This window comes from Massilia sp. Masssp94, assembly GCF_059491305.1.
The window spans coordinates 5,155,234-5,169,972 of sequence record NZ_CP168501.1; the positions used below are offsets into that span (position 1 = coordinate 5,155,234).

General features: G+C 64.0%; 16 protein-coding genes. 9 read left to right on the plus strand and 7 right to left on the minus strand.

Annotated features, from left to right (window positions below):
• Nucleotide 1 precedes the first annotated feature (1 nt).
• Genes ACEN9G_RS22870 through ACEN9G_RS22880 form a run of 3 tightly spaced genes read right to left on the minus strand, consistent with a single transcriptional unit; the run spans nt 2 to nt 1,804 of the window.
• The gene (locus tag ACEN9G_RS22870; protein ID WP_483127006.1) at nt 2–883 is read right to left on the minus strand and encodes a YciI family protein; all 882 of its coding nucleotides are present in this window, start codon (nt 881–883) and stop codon (nt 2–4) included.
• 10 nt (nt 884–893) lie between these two features.
• The gene (locus ACEN9G_RS22875) at nt 894–1,319 is read right to left on the minus strand and encodes a YciI family protein (protein WP_413344758.1); all 426 of its coding nucleotides are present in this window, start codon (nt 1,317–1,319) and stop codon (nt 894–896) included.
• The gene (locus ACEN9G_RS22880) at nt 1,316–1,804 is read right to left on the minus strand and encodes a VOC family protein (protein ID WP_413344760.1); all 489 of its coding nucleotides are present in this window, start codon (nt 1,802–1,804) and stop codon (nt 1,316–1,318) included. The genes ACEN9G_RS22875 and ACEN9G_RS22880 overlap by 4 nt, the downstream gene beginning before the upstream one ends.
• A 247-nt stretch (nt 1,805–2,051) precedes the next feature.
• Between ACEN9G_RS22880 and htpG the strand changes: the two genes are divergently transcribed.
• Complete coding sequence (gene htpG / locus ACEN9G_RS22885) at nt 2,052–3,974, plus strand: molecular chaperone HtpG (RefSeq protein WP_413344761.1); 1,923 nt, start codon at nt 2,052–2,054, stop codon at nt 3,972–3,974.
• A 147-nt stretch (nt 3,975–4,121) separates the two neighbouring features.
• A complete protein-coding gene (locus tag ACEN9G_RS22890) occupies nt 4,122–5,324 on the plus strand; it encodes an ISL3 family transposase (RefSeq protein ID WP_413346200.1) in 1,203 nt (400 codons plus the stop codon).
• A gap of 24 nt (nt 5,325–5,348) precedes the next feature.
• On the opposite strand, the gene ACEN9G_RS22895 is transcribed toward ACEN9G_RS22890, so the two are convergent.
• Genes ACEN9G_RS22895 through kynU form a run of 4 tightly spaced genes read right to left on the minus strand, consistent with a single transcriptional unit; the run spans nt 5,349 to nt 9,194 of the window.
• The gene (locus ACEN9G_RS22895; RefSeq protein WP_413344492.1) at nt 5,349–6,464 is read right to left on the minus strand and encodes an acyltransferase family protein; all 1,116 of its coding nucleotides are present in this window, start codon (nt 6,462–6,464) and stop codon (nt 5,349–5,351) included.
• A 14-nt stretch (nt 6,465–6,478) separates the two neighbouring features.
• Nucleotides 6,479–7,024 carry an RBBP9/YdeN family alpha/beta hydrolase gene (locus ACEN9G_RS22900; RefSeq protein WP_413344490.1) on the minus strand — a complete coding sequence of 182 codons (546 nt, stop codon included), beginning with the start codon at nt 7,022–7,024 and terminating at the stop codon, nt 6,479–6,481.
• Nucleotides 7,025–7,070: 46 nt separating this feature from the next.
• Nucleotides 7,071–7,868 (minus strand): tryptophan 2,3-dioxygenase, encoded by a 798-nt coding sequence (gene kynA / locus ACEN9G_RS22905; protein WP_413344494.1) that lies wholly within the window; start codon nt 7,866–7,868, stop codon nt 7,071–7,073.
• Between the two features lie 51 nt (nt 7,869–7,919).
• Nucleotides 7,920–9,194 (minus strand): kynureninase, encoded by a 1,275-nt coding sequence (gene kynU / locus ACEN9G_RS22910; protein ID WP_483127008.1) that lies wholly within the window; start codon nt 9,192–9,194, stop codon nt 7,920–7,922.
• Nucleotides 9,195–9,775: 581 nt separating this feature from the next.
• Between kynU and flhD the strand changes: the two genes are divergently transcribed.
• From flhD to ACEN9G_RS22945, 7 genes are all read left to right on the plus strand, one after another.
• The gene (flhD, locus tag ACEN9G_RS22915) at nt 9,776–10,093 is read left to right on the plus strand and encodes a flagellar transcriptional regulator FlhD (RefSeq protein WP_036230363.1); all 318 of its coding nucleotides are present in this window, start codon (nt 9,776–9,778) and stop codon (nt 10,091–10,093) included.
• A gap of 127 nt (nt 10,094–10,220) precedes the next feature.
• Complete coding sequence (gene flhC, locus ACEN9G_RS22920; RefSeq protein WP_259447566.1) at nt 10,221–10,769, plus strand: flagellar transcriptional regulator FlhC; 549 nt, start codon at nt 10,221–10,223, stop codon at nt 10,767–10,769.
• Between the two features lie 20 nt (nt 10,770–10,789).
• On the plus strand, nt 10,790–11,563 hold the full coding sequence (locus ACEN9G_RS22925) for a class I SAM-dependent methyltransferase (RefSeq protein ID WP_413343925.1): 774 nt from the start codon (nt 10,790–10,792) through the stop codon (nt 11,561–11,563).
• A 134-nt stretch (nt 11,564–11,697) separates the two neighbouring features.
• Entirely contained in the window at nt 11,698–12,558 is an 861-nt protein-coding gene (gene motA, locus ACEN9G_RS22930) for a flagellar motor stator protein MotA (protein ID WP_413343927.1), read from the plus strand.
• 36 nt (nt 12,559–12,594) lie between these two features.
• A complete protein-coding gene (motB, locus tag ACEN9G_RS22935) occupies nt 12,595–13,683 on the plus strand; it encodes a flagellar motor protein MotB (protein WP_483127009.1) in 1,089 nt (362 codons plus the stop codon).
• Nucleotides 13,684–13,707: 24 nt separating this feature from the next.
• Complete coding sequence (locus ACEN9G_RS22940) at nt 13,708–14,259, plus strand: chemotaxis protein (protein ID WP_413342035.1); 552 nt, start codon at nt 13,708–13,710, stop codon at nt 14,257–14,259.
• Nucleotides 14,260–14,362: 103 nt separating this feature from the next.
• Nucleotides 14,363–14,728, plus strand: coding sequence for a response regulator (locus ACEN9G_RS22945; RefSeq protein WP_036230353.1), 366 nt, complete (start codon nt 14,363–14,365; stop codon nt 14,726–14,728).
• The last annotated feature ends 11 nt before the right edge of the window (nt 14,729–14,739 follow it).

Below are 14,739 nucleotides of genomic sequence, written 5' to 3' on the forward strand. Positions count from 1 at the left end.
GTCACGGACGGTCCCAGGCCGGTTGCGGCGCCAGCTCGGCGCGCAGGGCGGCGTCGAGCTGCTCGGCGCGCACGCTGGCATCCTCGCGCAGCCGCGCCGTGGCCGCATCGACCGGCGCGTGCTTGCCCAGCGGCGCGATCAGCGCCACCGGCCGGACCTCGACCTCGACTTCCGGCCCGGTCGGATAGGGCAGGGTGCGCGCCCAGTCCAGCGCGGCATCGATGGAGGACGCGCGGATCATCCAGAAGCCGGCGATCAATTCCTTGGCTTCCGCGAACGGGCCGTCGATGATGCTGGCGCCGCCGTTCGCCACGCGCACGCGGGCGCCGCGCGCGGTGGACTTCAGGCCGTCGCCGGCCAGCAGCGTGCCGGCCGCCGCGTGGATGGCGTTGAAGGCGTTCAGCCGGTCCAGCTTTTCCTGCAGCGGGATGGCGTCGCGCTCGGTGCCGGCGTCGGACCGCAGCAGGATCGCGTAGCACGTGTCGTCGCCGGCGGCGCCGGGCGGGATGCCCGCGCAGCCGCCGGGGCAACCCGTCTCGCGCAATTCCACCGTGACGTCGTCGTTGGCGGAGACCACGCCATTGGCCTGCAGCCATGCCAGCGCCGCGGCGCGCGACGGCGCCTCGAACACGGCAAAACCGGCCGGCAGGCGCTCGCCGGGCGGGAAGGGCCCGGACGTCACGGCTTCGCCGCCGGGCCAGAGCTTCAGGCGCCGCGCGTCGGCGTCCGGCGCGAAGGCCAGCGCGAGCGCTGGGGCGCGCGGGCCGTCGGCGGTCGCCGTCTGGCCGCCCGGCAGGCGGCGCAGCAGGTCGTCCAGCACGGCCTGCGGATCGGCGGCCGCGGCGCGCGTGCCGTTGTCGGTACGGATGAGCATGAACTGCATGGTGGTCTCCTTAGCGTGCCGCCATTTGTTCGCGCAGGCGGTCTTCCTGTGCGCGGACGTCGGCCGGGAGGTCCGTGCCGAAGTCGTCGGGGCCGAAGATCTGGCGGATTTCGATCTCGCTCTCGACACCTTCGTGCGGATTCGGGCAGCGCTTGAACCACTCGATGGCTTCTTCCTTCGAACCCACCTCGATCAGCCAGAAACCGGCCACGAGTTCCTTCGTTTCCGTGAACGGGCCGTCGATCACGGTGCGCTGGTCGCCATTGAAGCGAATACGGGCGCCCTTGGAACTGGGGTGGAGGCCTTCGCCGGCCAGCATGACGCCGGCCTTGACGAGTTCCTCGTTGAAGTTGCCCATGTCCGTGAACAGTTTTTCGCTCGGCATGATGCCGGCTTCCGAGGCCGCGCTGGCCTTCACGATCACCATGAATTTCATTGCTGTGCTCCTGCGCAGCCCTGGCCCATCGATTGCAGCATTTCTTCCCGGATCTGTTCGGGCGTCATGTCGCGCTTGTGGGTGGCGATCGACCAGCGGTGGCCGAACGGGTCCTCGAGCTGGCCGTAGCGGTCGCCCCAGAACATGTCGGCGACCTGCATGATGGGCTTGCCGCCCGCTTCGATGGCGCGGGCGTAGGCGGCGTCGACGTCTTCCACGTACAGGTGGATGTAGACGGGCGTGTTCTTCAGCGCCAGCGGGCCGACGCAGCCGTAGTCGGGGAAGTCGTCGGCCAGCATGAAGATCGAGTCGCCGATGCGCATCTGGGCGTGCATGATCTTGCCGTCCGGGCCGGGCATGCGGCTCATTTCGACGGCGCCGAAGGCCTGCGCGTAGAACGCCAGCGCCTCGGCCGCGCCGCTGCAGACGAGGTGCGGGGTGATCGTGTGGAAACCTTCGGGGATGGGACGCACTTGCTGGGTCATGATGTATCTCCTTCGTGAGTGGTTGTGGGTGCTGCCATCCGTACGACGATCGGGCTTCCACGGTTTCGACATGCCCGCACAAAAAAATTTCGGCCGACCGCAACGTTATGCCGACTCGGTCAAAAAGTCGAGAATCTTAGTGTATGTATAAGAAATACGATTCGGAAAAAATAGCTCTTGAAATCCCTGTTGGTATCCCAATATCGAACCGGTCTGTCCAACCCTGTTAGCAACGAGGATATAAAAGATGGCTGTCGCCGAAAAAGAAACCCTTGGGTTCCAAGCAGAAGTCAAACAGCTGCTGCAACTGATGATCCACTCCTTGTATTCGAACAAGGAAATTTTCCTCCGAGAACTGATTTCCAATGCGTCCGACGCGGCCGACAAGCTGCGCTTCGAGGCCATCAATAACGACAGCCTGTACGGCAACGACCATGAACTGAAGATCAAGGTCCTGTTCGACAAGGATGCGAAGACCGTCACCATTTCCGACAACGGCATCGGCATGAGCCGCGACGAGGTGATTTCGCACCTGGGCACGATCGCCAAGTCGGGCACCAAGGAATTCTTCAGCAGGCTGTCGGGCGACCAGCAGGCCGACGCCGCGCTGATCGGCCAGTTCGGCGTGGGGTTCTACTCGGCCTTCATCGTGGCCGACCGCGTCACCGTCGAGACCCGCCGTGCGGGCGCCGACGCGGCGGACGGCGTCCGTTGGGAATCGACGGGCGAGGGCGACTACACCGTCGAGCAGGTCGGGAAGACCGGCCGCGGCACCGACATCATCCTGCACCTGCGCGACGGCGAGGAGGAGCTGCTGTCGTCGTGGAAGCTGAAGTCCATCATCCGCAAGTACTCCGACCACATCTCGCTCCCGATCATGATGCCGAAGGAGGAGTGGGACGAGGAGAAGAAGGAAACCGTCGTCAAGGACGAATTCGAGACCGTCAACCAGGCGTCCGCGCTGTGGGCCCGCTCGAAGTCGGACATCACCAAAGAGCAGTACGAAGAGTTTTATAAACACGTCTCGCACGACTTCCAGCCGCCGCTCGCGTACACGCACAACCGCGTCGAAGGCCGCAGCGAATACACGCAGCTGCTGTACGTGCCGGGCCACGCCCCGTTCGACCTGTGGGACCGCAACAAGCGCGGCGGCATCAAGCTGTACGTGAAGCGCGTCTTCATCATGGACGATGCCGAGCAGCTGATGCCGGTCTACCTGCGCTTCGTGAAGGGCGTGATCGATTCGAACGACCTGCCGCTGAACGTCTCGCGCGAGATCCTGCAGGAATCGCGCGACGTGCGCGTGATCCGCGAAGGCTCGACCAAGCGCGTGCTGGGCATGCTGGAAGAGATGGCCAACAGCGACGAGCAGGAAGGCAAGGACAAGTACGCGACGTTCTGGAAGGAATTCGGCCAGGTGCTGAAGGAAGGCATCGGCGAGGATGCCACCAACAAGGACCGAATCGCCAAGCTGCTGCGCTTCGCGTCCACGCACACGGATTCCGCGGACCAGACCGTGTCGTTCGCCGACTACATCGGCCGCATGAAGGAAGGCCAGGACAAGATCTATTACGTCACGGCTGACAATTACAACGCCGCGAAGAACAGCCCGCACCTGGAGATCTTCCGCAAGAAGGGCGTCGAGGTGCTGCTGCTGACCGACCGCGTGGACGAGTGGATGCTGTCGTTCCTGAACGACTTCGACGGCAAGGAACTGGTGTCCGTCGCGAAGGGCGGCCTGGACCTGGGCAAGCTCGAGGACGAGGCCGAGAAGAAGGAGCACGAAGAGACCGAGACGCAGTACAAGGATCTCGTCGAGAAGATGAAGAGTGCGCTGGCCGACAAGGCCAAGGACGTGCGCGTCACGTTCCGCCTGACGGATTCGCCGGCCTGCCTCGTGGCGGACGAACACGAACTGTCCGCGAACCTCGTGCGCATGCTGAAGGCGGCCGGACAGAACGCGCCGGAGAGCAAGCCGATCCTCGAGATCAACCCGAACCACCCGCTCGTCACGCGCCTGAAGTACGAGGACGCCGCGAGCCCGCGTTTCGGCGACTGGGCGCACATCCTGTTCGACCAGGCGATGCTGGCCGAAGGCGGCAGCCTGACGGATCCGGCGGCGTTCGTGAAGCGCTTGAACGAGATGCTGCTGGCGACTGCGGCGAAATAAGCAACGCAATCATGGAAGCCGGGCACTGCCCGGCTTTTTTTTGGTTCTTCACGGATTAGCGGGAAGTAACCGGTAAACAAAGAAAGCGGTAAAGAAGAGTTAGACTTGTTGTGCGACCAACAAAACCTGACTCAACTTACCGCTTTCATGACGAATCATAATCTCGAGCTCCCGTTCTGGGAAGGCTTCATCGCATCAAAATTGGAACGGCGTGCCGACGCCATATGGATCGATCTGCGGCGCTGTCCATCGGCTCCGATGGTTTGTAGTGGGTGTGGCCATCACTGCTATCGCGTGCACGAAGCAGGAGTAAGGCATATTCGAGAGCTGCCGATGTTCGGGCAACCGGTGTGGTTGCGAGTACCGATCAGGCGCCTTCGGTGCGGACAATGCGGCACACGAACCGAGCGCGTGAGCTGGCTTGATCGCCACGCTCGAGTAACCCGCTCGCTGGCCGATTTCGTGAGTCGATGGTGCGAAAAACTGCCTGTCGCTCACGTCTGCAAGCTCGCTGGTCTGCATTGGGAAACGGTGCGTACGATCGAGCGCGCCCGGCTGGAACGCCAACTGGCCGCACTGCCCGAGCCACAGCCAAAGCGGCTTGTGATGGATGAATTCGCCCTTTTCAAGGGCCATCGTTACGCAACCGTTGTGCTGGATGCCGATACCCGACGCGTCCTTTGGGTTGGAGAAGGTCGCAGCCGTGAGGCGATCCGGCCGTTTTTCGACTGGCTTGGCGTGCGGCGTTGTACCAATATCGAAGCCGTCGCGATGGACATGAACACGGCATTCGACCTGGAAGTACGGCAGCACTGTCCGAACGCCCGTGTCGTCTACGATCTGTTTCACGTCATCGCCAAGTACGGCCGTGAAGTAATCGACCGCGTACGTGTCGACGAGGCCAATCGTCTGCGCGACAACCGCCCTCAACGCAAGGTCGTGAAGCGAGCTCGCTGGCTCCTGCTGCGCAATCCGGAGAACGTGCCACCCGACCAGCGAACCACGCTCAACGAACTGCTCACGGCGAACCAGACTTTGATGACCGTCTACGTCATGAAGGCCAGTTTGAAAGAGCTATGGCAGCATGGCAGTGCCAGGTCGTGGCTTGCCTCCTGGCGTAACTGGCTCGCCATGGCACGAGACAGCGGTATCGAGGCGCTGCGTAAGTTCGCCGCCAAACTCCGACCATACTGGCGCGGCATCGTGTCCAGATTACGCTGGCCGATGCACACCGGCCAACTCGAGGGTATCAACAACCGCATCAAAGTAATGAAGCGGATGGCCTACGGCTACCGGGATAGCGCCTTCTTCTTCCTGAAGATCAAAGCCGCGTTTCCCGGAAATCCGTGAAGAACCTTTTTTTTCGACCTGGATTCAGGTCCGCAGGCCCATTCCGCGCGCACCCAGCGCGAGTGCGGCGTCGAACACGCGCCGCAACCCGCGCTGCAGCGCTTCCGTGAGCGGATTCAGCGCCAGCGCCACGACAGCGATCGCGGTGCCGATCGCGAGCATCTCGTGCGCCGCCCCGCGCTCGATCGGCAGCAGCGATTGCCACAGGCCGATCACAATCCCGTGCGACAGGTACAGCGTGAACGTATGCCCGGCCACGAAGCGGATCGGACGCGCCAGCCGCAGCAGGGCGTCGAACCGCGCCTGGCGCGCGCAGGCGAAATTCAGCAGCACGAGCAGCATGACGGCGTAGTCGGCCAGCACGCGGTCGGCGCTGCCCATGCGGATGCCGGCGAAGGGCCACAGGCCGTTGGCGACGTCGCGCAGATACGGTTCCGGGTCGAACCAGCCCCACAGGAATATGAGGACGACGGAGAGCGCCCAGCCGGCGCGGGCGAGGGTGGCGCCGAACGCGAGGCGGCCCTGCAGGCGGTACAGCGCGACGCCGGACAGCCACACGGGCAGCAACAGCCACAGGCGTGGGCCGACCACCGCCAGCACGGCACCGGCGGCGAGCCAGCGGCGCCGCCCCTGCGTGAAATGGAAGACGCCGAACAGCACGTAATACCAGGCTTCGTAATCGAGCGACCAGTACGGGATCAGCCACGGCGGCCGCTCGACGAGGCTCCATACGTCGCCCAGGAAGGCGAGATGGAACGGCACGTACAGCCAGGGGCGGCGCAGTTCGTACGAATCCCCGATGGGCACGTGCAGCACGTCCTGCACGACCGTCGCCAGGATGAAGGCCAGGGCCAGCACGGGCAGCACGACGGAATACAGGCGCGCCGCGCGGGCCACGACGTAGCTGTGCGCCGTCAGGTTCTTGTGTTCGGCGCTGTACGCGATCACGAAGCCGGACAGCACGAAGAACGCGATGACCGCCTCGCGCCCGAAGTCGGGAATGCGGGCGATCTGGGCGTCGTCGAAGATGCGGAAATAGCCGAAGTGCGCCACCACGACGGCCAGCGCGGCGCAGGCGCGCGCGAGGTCGAGGTAGAGGGAGAAGCGCGCGTCGAGCGCGCTGGCCCGCGCCGGGGTCATCGTGCCGTCCGGCGTTACGGGTTCAGGTCGCGGCAGAATTCGTCGAGCATCGCTTCGCCCTCCGGCCATGGACCGTAGCCGCTGCCGCCGTTGACGTGGCCCGCCGGCCCGATCTCGACCAGCTTGCTGCCCCACGCGCTGGCGAACCTGCGCGCGCGGTCCGGGGCCACGTATTCGTCGTTGCTGCTGGCGACGACGATCGACGGGAACGGCAGCTTCGCCAGCGGGATCGGCTTGAACCCGTTGGCATCGATCGGGTAGGACGCCGCTTCGACGTCGCTCGGCGCGACGAGGAAGGCGCCGGCGATCTTGAGCTTCGATCCGGACTGCGCCCACTGCGCCACCAGCATGCACGCGAGGCTGTGCGCGACGAGGATCGGCCGGCCCTCGCACTCGGCGATGGCGGCATCCAGTTCGGCCACCCATTCGTCCCGGTCGGGGTTGTTCCAGTCGCGATGCGGCACCCGTGTCCAGGCGGGATATTTACGTTCCCAATGCGTCTGCCAGTGTTGCGGGCCCGAGTTCCACAGGCCGGCCAGGGTCAGGATGTCGCACTTCATGTTCGCTCCAGTGTGGTCTTGCCGGCCATTGTACGATGGCGCGCCGCTACAGCGCCGTGCGCAGCGCGAACAGCTCGGGGAACAGCACGACGTCCAGCATCTTGCGCAGATAGCTCACGCCCGCCGTGCCGCCCGTGCCCGTCTTGAAGCCGATGATGCGTTCCACCGTCGACACGTGGCGGAAGCGCCAGAAGCGGAAGGCCGTCTCCAGGTCGACCAGCTTTTCTGCCAGTTCGTACAGGGCCCAGTGGTGCTCCGGGTCGCGGTAGACCTCGAGCCACGCGGCCATCACACTGTCGTCGTGGACGGTCGGCTGCGTCGGATCGGCGTCGAGCCGGCTTGGTGCGACTGCGAGGCCGGTACGGGCCAGCAGCCGCACGGCTTCGTCGTAGATCGACGGCGCGTGCAGTTCGCGTTCGAGCAGCGCGTGGTGCTCGGGCGACGTCTTGTGCACGGCCAGCATGGCGGCGTTCTTGTTCCCGAGGATGAATTCCAGCTCGCGGTACTGGAACGACTGGAAGCCCGAGGACGACGCCAGGTAGGGGCGGATCGCGCTGTATTCCGGCGGCGTCATCGTGGCCAGCACGTCCCACGCGTGCACCAGCTGGTCCATGATGCGCGCCACCCGCGCCAGCATTTTAAAAGCCGGCGGCAGGTCGTCGGCGCGGATGTGGGCGCGCACGGCCTGCAGCTCGTGCAGCATCAGCTTGATCCACAGCTCGCTCGTCTGGTGCTGGACGATGAACAGCATCTCGTTGTGGTTCGGCGACAGCGGGTGCTGGGCCGACAGGATCTGGTCCAGGCCCAGGTAGTCGCCGTAGCTCATGCTGCGGCTGAAATCCATCTGCGCGCCGTGCCATTGCGCGTCTTTCTTGTCCTTGTCCACGATCGCTCCTCAGGTCACGGCGCTGCGTTCGGCGCGGGTGTCGTAGTCCTCGCGGCCGAGGATGTCGCGCAGGATCTCGACGGCATCCCAGACGTCGGCGAAGCTGGTGTACAGCGGCGTGAAGCCGAAGCGCATGATTTCCGGCTCGCGGTAGTCGCCGATGACGCCGCGCGCGATCAGCGTCCGCATCACCGCGTAGCCGTGCGGATGCGTGAAGCTCACCTGGCTCCCGCGCGCGGCGTGTTCGCGTGGCGTGACGAGCCCCAGCGGGTGCGCGGCGCAGCGGCTTTCCACCAGCGCGATGAACAGGTCGGTCAGCGCCAGCGATTTCGCGCGCAGCGCGGCCATGTCGGTCGCCTCGAAGATCTCGAGGCCGCATTCGACGAGCGCCAGCGACACGACCGGCTGCGTGCCGCACAGCGCGCGCCCGATGCCCTCGGCGGCCTCGAACCCGTGCGACATCGCGAACGGCGCCGCGTGGCTCCACCAGCCCGTGAGCGGATGCCGGAACGCGGCCTGGTGGCGCCTGGGCACCCAGATGAAGGCCGGGGAACCCGGACCGCCGTTCAGGTATTTATAGGTGCAGCCCACCGCGAAGTCGGCATCGGCCCCGTTCAGGTCCACCGGCACGGCGCCGGCCGAATGGGCGAGGTCCCACAGCACGAGGGCGCCGCGGGCGTGCGCGTGATGGGTCAGCGCGGCCATGTCGTGCATGCGCCCCGTGCGGTAGTTCACGTGTGTGAGCATCAACACGGCGCAATCGGCGTCGACGGCCGCTTCCAGTTCCTCGGGCGAATCGACGAGGTGGATGCGGTAGCCGCGGTCGAGCCACCGCGCGAGACCGTCCGCCATATAGATATCGGTGGGAAAGTTGCTGCGTTCCGTGACGAGAACCTTGCGGGAAGGATGACGGTCGGCCTGGATCGCCAGCGCGGCGGCCAGCGCCTTGAACAGGTTCAGCGACGTCGTGTCGGTGACGACCACTTCGCCGGCGTCGGCGCCGATCAGCGGGGCGAGGCGGTCGCCCAGCCGGCCGGGCAGGGCGAACCAGCCGGCCGTGTTCCAGCTGCGGATCAGTCCCTGGCCCCATTCCTGGCCGACGACGTCGCGCGCGCGGTCGAGCGCGGCGCGCGGGCGGGCGCCCAGCGAATTGCCGTCCAGGTAGATGACGCCCTCGGGCAGGTCGAAACGGTCGCGCAGCGGTGCCACCGGGTCGGCGGCGTCGAGCGCGAGGCAGGCCGCGCGCGTGGTGACGGCGGCGATGTCATGGAGAGGTGGGTTCATGCGGGAAGTGTAGCCACTTTTGCATCAATCGGGCGCAGGAAAAAATTTTCAGGATTTTTTGGTCCGGACTCTAAAGTTCTCCGGAACCCGTCCGATAACCCATCCAGATACCCGGGAAAGGGTCTCGAAAAAATTTTGGCGAAAACCCTAAAGTTTCTCTAAAGGCTGCCGATAACCCTCTCAGATGACGAGGATTGGATCAAAAAAAGTTTGTCGAAACCCTAAAGTTCGGCAAAAACGGTCCGATAACGAGTCAGTAGGGTTGCTTTAGGGACAAAAAATTTTTTTTGAGGAACCCTAAAGTTCCCGAAACTGTTGACGTAAACCAACACAGCAATACGTTGTTGGCGACGTCGAAGGGCAGGAAAGCGCCCTGGTTGCACATCATTCTTCCGGCCCCTTTTCATAGGGGAGCCACCACGATTCGGCAGGGTTTGTCAGACAAACTCCTACGGATCGATCTCGTCTTTGCCGGACGAAAAATACAGACACTCTCCTATTCTCCAAAAGTTTCCTCACAGTCAGAATCTATCTCACTGGCAACACACAACGCCTCACAGATAGATCAAACGGAGATGGAAATGACTGCGAACGACATGATGGCTGAAATTCGTGATGCGAACCTGAGCTACCTGATGCTGGCACAGCAGATGATCCGCGCAGACAAGGTCACCGCAATCTTCCGTCTCGGCATCTCGGCCGACATCGCCGACCTGATCGAAGGCATGAGCAACGCGCAGATCCTGAAACTCGCCGGCGGCAACATGATGCTGGCCCGCTTCCGCTTCGACGACGCCGCGATCCTCGGCATGCTGACGAGCCACAGCAAGGACCGCGCCCTGGCCCAGTCGCACGCCGCCATCCTGATGGCCGGCCAGCCCGCTGAAGAAATCGCCTAACACCGAACACCGCACACCCCCGGCAGAAAACGGAGCCGGGGGTCAGAGCGCGAAGTTGCTTTTTTGCGCTCTGACCCCGAATTTCAGCCCGCAGCCCGCAATCAGAATCGAAGTCACGGAGAACAGCATGACCAAGAAAAGCGTCGTCTCGGAAGCCCAGGAAATCCAGCTCGCCATCGAACTGATCCAGCTCGGTGCACGCCTCCAGCTGCTGGAAAGCGAAGTCTCCCTGTCGCGCGAGCGCTTGATCAAGCTGTACAAGGAACTGAAGGGCGTGTCGCCGCCGAAGGGCATGCTGCCGTTCTCGACCGACTGGTTCCTGACGTGGCAACCGAACATCCACGCTTCGCTGTACATCAACATCTATAAATTCCTGGTCGAGTATGCCGGTGCAACGGGTATCGAGGCCGTGATGAAAGCCTATAAGCTGTACCTGGAACAAATGCCGCCGGCCGCGGGCGAAGAGCCGCTGCTGTCGCTGACCCGCGCCTGGACCCTCGTGCGCTTCTTCCAGGGCAATATGCTCCAGCTGGCACCGTGCTCCAAGTGCCAGGGCAAGTACGTCGTCAACGCCCTCGACCTGAACAACGATTACCAATGCGGCCTGTGCCACATGCCTTCGCGCGCCGGCAAGACCCGCAAGGCCAAGGACGCCGCCGCACTCGCCGCTGCCTGAGCGGTTTTCCCTCCAGGTCGATGACCCAGCCTGCCTCGCGCCGCGCGTTCGCGGCGCCGTCCGTCCGCGCACTGCTGGCCCAGGCCGGCGCTTTCCCTCTCACCCTGATCGCCGTCTGGCTGCTCGCCCGTGCGGGCGTCCACATGTCGTGGGAGGGCGTCGCCCTCGTCCAGGGCGCCCTGGCCGCACTGCTGGCCTGGGGCCTGCGGCTTGCCATCTGGTGGCGGGCCATCGAACTCGTGTTCCCGACCGGCGTGCTGCTGGCGCGCGGCTTCGAGCTGCCGCCGGGCGTGTTCCTCGTATTGTTCGTGCTGTTCCTTCTAATATATTGGTCGACGTTCCGCACGCAGGTGCCGTACTACCCGTCCGGGCGTGCTGCCCGGGATGCCGTCGCCGGTGTGTTGCCCACGGACCGTCCGCTCGCGATCGCGGATGTGGGCAGCGGCCTCGGTGGTCTCGTGCTCGACCTGGCGCGGCGCCGGCCGGATTCGCAGGTGGACGGTATCGAACTGGCGCCGCTGCCGTGGTTCGTCAGCCGCCTGCGCGGCAAACTGTCGGGCAGTCGCGCGCGCTTCCTGCGCGCCGACTACGAAACGGTGAATTTCGGTCACTACGACGTCGTGTTCGCCTATCTGTCGCCGGCCGCGATGGCCGGGTTGTGGCGCAAGGCGGAGAGCGAAATGCGGCCCGGTAGCATCCTGTTAAGTTACGAATTCGATATTCCCGGAAGAATGCCCGACCGTCGCATTGTGACGACTAACAGTAAGAAAATTCTCTTTCTTTGGCAATTTTGACGGTGGTCCGGGCACTTTTACTTGCCCGTGGGCCATTCTCAAGCTAATCTAGTTCCCTACGTAAATATTTCTCTTTGGATTCATCAACTTGGATCCAATCCGGGCGACCCCCGGAATCACGCATCGGGAGTCCCGTGTTTGTCATTGTTGGTTACGTAATCGTCTGCGCATGCGTCTTCGGCGGCTTTGCCATGGCCGGCGGTCACCTGGCAGCATTGTTCCAGCCGCTCGAACTGCTGATGATCGGCGGCGCGGCTACCGGTGCGTTCTTCGTCGGTAACACGCCCAAGGCGGTGAAGGCGACGCTGGGCGCGCTGCCCACGCTGTTCAAGGGCTCGAAGTACACGCGCGAGATGTACATGGAGCTGATGTCCCTGCTGTTCGACGTGCTGTCGAAGGTACGCAAGGAAGGCCTGATGTCGATCGAAGGCGACATCGAGGGCCCCGAGCAGAGCCCCGTGTTCTCGAAGTACCCGCTGGTGCTGGCGGACCACCACATTATCGAATTCATCACCGATTACCTGCGACTGATGGTTTCGGGCAACATGGACGCGTTCCAGATCGAGAACCTGATGGACAACGAGATCGAGACCCACCATCATGAAGGTGCGGTCCCGGCGCAATGTATCGCGAAGCTGGGCGACGGCCTGCCGGCGTTCGGTATCGTGGCGGCCGTGATGGGCGTCGTGCACACGATGGAATCCGTGGGCCTGCCGCCGGCCGAGCTGGGCATGCTGATCGCGCACGCGCTGGTCGGTACGTTCCTCGGCATCCTGCTGGCCTATGGCTTCGTGGGACCGCTGTCCGGCCTGCTCGAGCAGAAGCTGGAAGAATCGAGCAAGATGTTCCAGACCGTGAAGGTGACGCTGCTGGCGAGCCTGAACGGTTACGCGCCGGCACTGGCCGTCGAATTCGGCCGCAAGGTGCTGTACTCGACCGAGCGCCCGACGTTCGCGGAACTCGAGGACCACATCAAGAAGGCCAAGAGCAAGTAATGGTGCGAGCTGACCACATCGGCGCGGGAGTGCGGCATGGCTGACGAAGGCCAGAAGCCGATCATCGTCAAGCGCGTCAAGAAGGGCGGCCATGGTCACCATGGCGGCGCCTGGAAGATCGCGTACGCCGACTTCGTGACGGCGATGATGGCGTTCTTCCTGCTCATGTGGCTGCTCGGCTCGACGACCAAGGGCGACATGGAAGGCATCGCCAATTACTTCAAGACGCCGCTGAAAGTCGCCATGCAGGGCGGCTCCGGCTCCGGTAACAGCAACTCGATCCTGCAGGGCGGCGGCAAGGACCTGACGCGCCGCAACGGCCAGGTCAAGAACGGCGACATCGAGCCCAACAAGAAATCGATGGACCTGAAGTCCGCGCGCGAAGCCCTCGAGAAGCAGGAGGCGGCGCGCCTGGAAGAGCTCAAGCAACGCATCCAGCAGACGATCGACGCCAATCCGCTGCTGCGCAAGTACAAGAACCAGCTGCTGCTCGACGTGACGAGCGAAGGCCTGCGCATCCAGATCGTGGACGAAAAGAACCGCCCCATGTTCGCCTCGGCGAGCGCGCAGTTGCAACCGTACACCCGCGACATCCTCGATGTGCTGGGTCTCGTGCTGAACGACGTGCCGAACCGCATCGGCCTGTCGGGGCACACGGATTCCACGCCGTATTCCACCGCCGAAGGGTATACGAACTGGGAATTGTCGGCCGACCGCGCCAACGCTTCGCGACGCGAGCTGGTGCATGGCGGCCTGTCCGACGCCAAGATCCTGCGCGTGGTGGGTCTCGGCTCGGCCGTCCACCTCGACCGCGCGGATCCGTTCAACCCGATCAACCGCCGCATCAGCATTCTCGTGATGAACAAGCGTACCGAGAACGCCGTGCTGCACGACGGCACGCCGCTGGATGTGCCGGGCGAGAGCGCCGACGCGGCGGTCAAGGCTGTTGCGGAAGCGACGGGTGCCGGGGTGGCGGCACCCGTCGAAAAGGGTGCCGGGGTGGCGGCACCCGTCGAAAAGGGTGCCGGGGTGGCGGCACCCGTCGAAAAGGGTGCCGGGGTGGCGGCACCCGTCGGGCAGGGCGGTCTGGCACAGCCGGCGGCAGCGCCGGCCGGAAAGAAATAACGGGCGGGAGTTCTGGAGGATTTTATGACGACAAGAAAAAAGATTCTCGGGTCACACGTCAAGCGCCTCCTGTCGGGTGTCTCCGACCATGGCCGGCGCCACCTGTCCGAAGTCGAGACCGACCTCGTGCAGACGACGCTGTTGCTGGAGGAAGCCATCGAGAAGCTGACGAGCAGCTTCATGGCGATCCACCACGTGGTCGACTCGCGCCAGGAGGCGATCAACCGCCTGCTGGCGGGCCAGGCGCCGACGGCCGAGGACAGTGCGTGCCTGACGGGCATGTCGGGCGAGATCGCCGGCCACGTGAACGCGGCCGTGACGAGCATGCAGTTCCAGGACATGACGAGCCAGCTGCTGGACCGCACGCTGCGCCGCGTGACCGGCCTGCGCGAGTTCCTGACGACGCTGTCCGAGCATGGCGACGAGATCCTGCCGGAGAGCGACGGCGACGAGATCGTCGAGCGCCTGGGTAAGGTCAGCATGGCGCTGGCGATCCAGTCGCTGGAGCTGCGGAGTATGCTGCGCAAGTCGGTGGAGCAGCGGCATCTCGAAAGCGGCGACGTGGAATTATTTTAATCCATGGGGTCAGAGCCCGAATTTCTCGGGTGGGCTCTGACCCTGTCTGACTAGAACGAGCAGCCGGAATAACGGCAACAGAAAAAACAGCAGGAGCATAAAGATGGCAAAAACTATTCTCGCAGTCGACGATTCCAGTTCCCTGCGCCAGATGGTGGCTTTCAGCCTGAAGGCCGCGGGCTACCAGGTGGTGGAAGCCGTCGACGGACAGGATGGCCTGGAAAAGGCGAAGCTTCAGACCGTCGACCTGGTCCTGACCGACCAGAACATGCCGAAGATGGACGGGCTCACCCTCATCAAGTCGCTGCGCGGCCTGCCGGGCTACCAGAAGACGCCGATCCTCATGCTCACGACCGAGTCGTCCGAAGACATGAAGACGAAAGGCCGCGCGGCCGGCGCCAACGGCTGGCTGGTCAAGCCGTTCGACCCGCAGCGCCTGATCGAGGTGGTCAAGAAAGTCATCGGCTGATCGTTTCACGC

Coding starts and splice junctions, on each gene's coding strand:
- ACEN9G_RS22870 (WP_483127006.1), bottom strand. CDS start 883: ATGCAGTTCATGCTCATCCGTACCGACAACGGCACGCGCGCCGCGGCC.
- ACEN9G_RS22875 (WP_413344758.1), bottom strand. CDS start 1,319: ATGAAATTCATGGTGATCGTGAAGGCCAGCGCGGCCTCGGAAGCCGGC.
- ACEN9G_RS22880 (WP_413344760.1), bottom strand. CDS start 1,804: ATGACCCAGCAAGTGCGTCCCATCCCCGAAGGTTTCCACACGATCACC.
- htpG (WP_413344761.1), top strand. CDS start 2,052: ATGGCTGTCGCCGAAAAAGAAACCCTTGGGTTCCAAGCAGAAGTCAAA.
- ACEN9G_RS22890 (WP_413346200.1), top strand. CDS start 4,122: ATGACGAATCATAATCTCGAGCTCCCGTTCTGGGAAGGCTTCATCGCA.
- ACEN9G_RS22895 (WP_413344492.1), bottom strand. CDS start 6,464: ATGACCCCGGCGCGGGCCAGCGCGCTCGACGCGCGCTTCTCCCTCTAC.
- ACEN9G_RS22900 (WP_413344490.1), bottom strand. CDS start 7,024: ATGAAGTGCGACATCCTGACCCTGGCCGGCCTGTGGAACTCGGGCCCG.
- kynA (WP_413344494.1), bottom strand. CDS start 7,868: ATGGATTTCAGCCGCAGCATGAGCTACGGCGACTACCTGGGCCTGGAC.
- kynU (WP_483127008.1), bottom strand. CDS start 9,194: ATGAACCCACCTCTCCATGACATCGCCGCCGTCACCACGCGCGCGGCC.
- flhD (WP_036230363.1), top strand. CDS start 9,776: ATGACTGCGAACGACATGATGGCTGAAATTCGTGATGCGAACCTGAGC.
- flhC (WP_259447566.1), top strand. CDS start 10,221: ATGACCAAGAAAAGCGTCGTCTCGGAAGCCCAGGAAATCCAGCTCGCC.
- ACEN9G_RS22925 (WP_413343925.1), top strand. CDS start 10,790: ATGACCCAGCCTGCCTCGCGCCGCGCGTTCGCGGCGCCGTCCGTCCGC.
- motB (WP_483127009.1), top strand. CDS start 12,595: ATGGCTGACGAAGGCCAGAAGCCGATCATCGTCAAGCGCGTCAAGAAG.
- ACEN9G_RS22940 (WP_413342035.1), top strand. CDS start 13,708: ATGACGACAAGAAAAAAGATTCTCGGGTCACACGTCAAGCGCCTCCTG.
- ACEN9G_RS22945 (WP_036230353.1), top strand. CDS start 14,363: ATGGCAAAAACTATTCTCGCAGTCGACGATTCCAGTTCCCTGCGCCAG.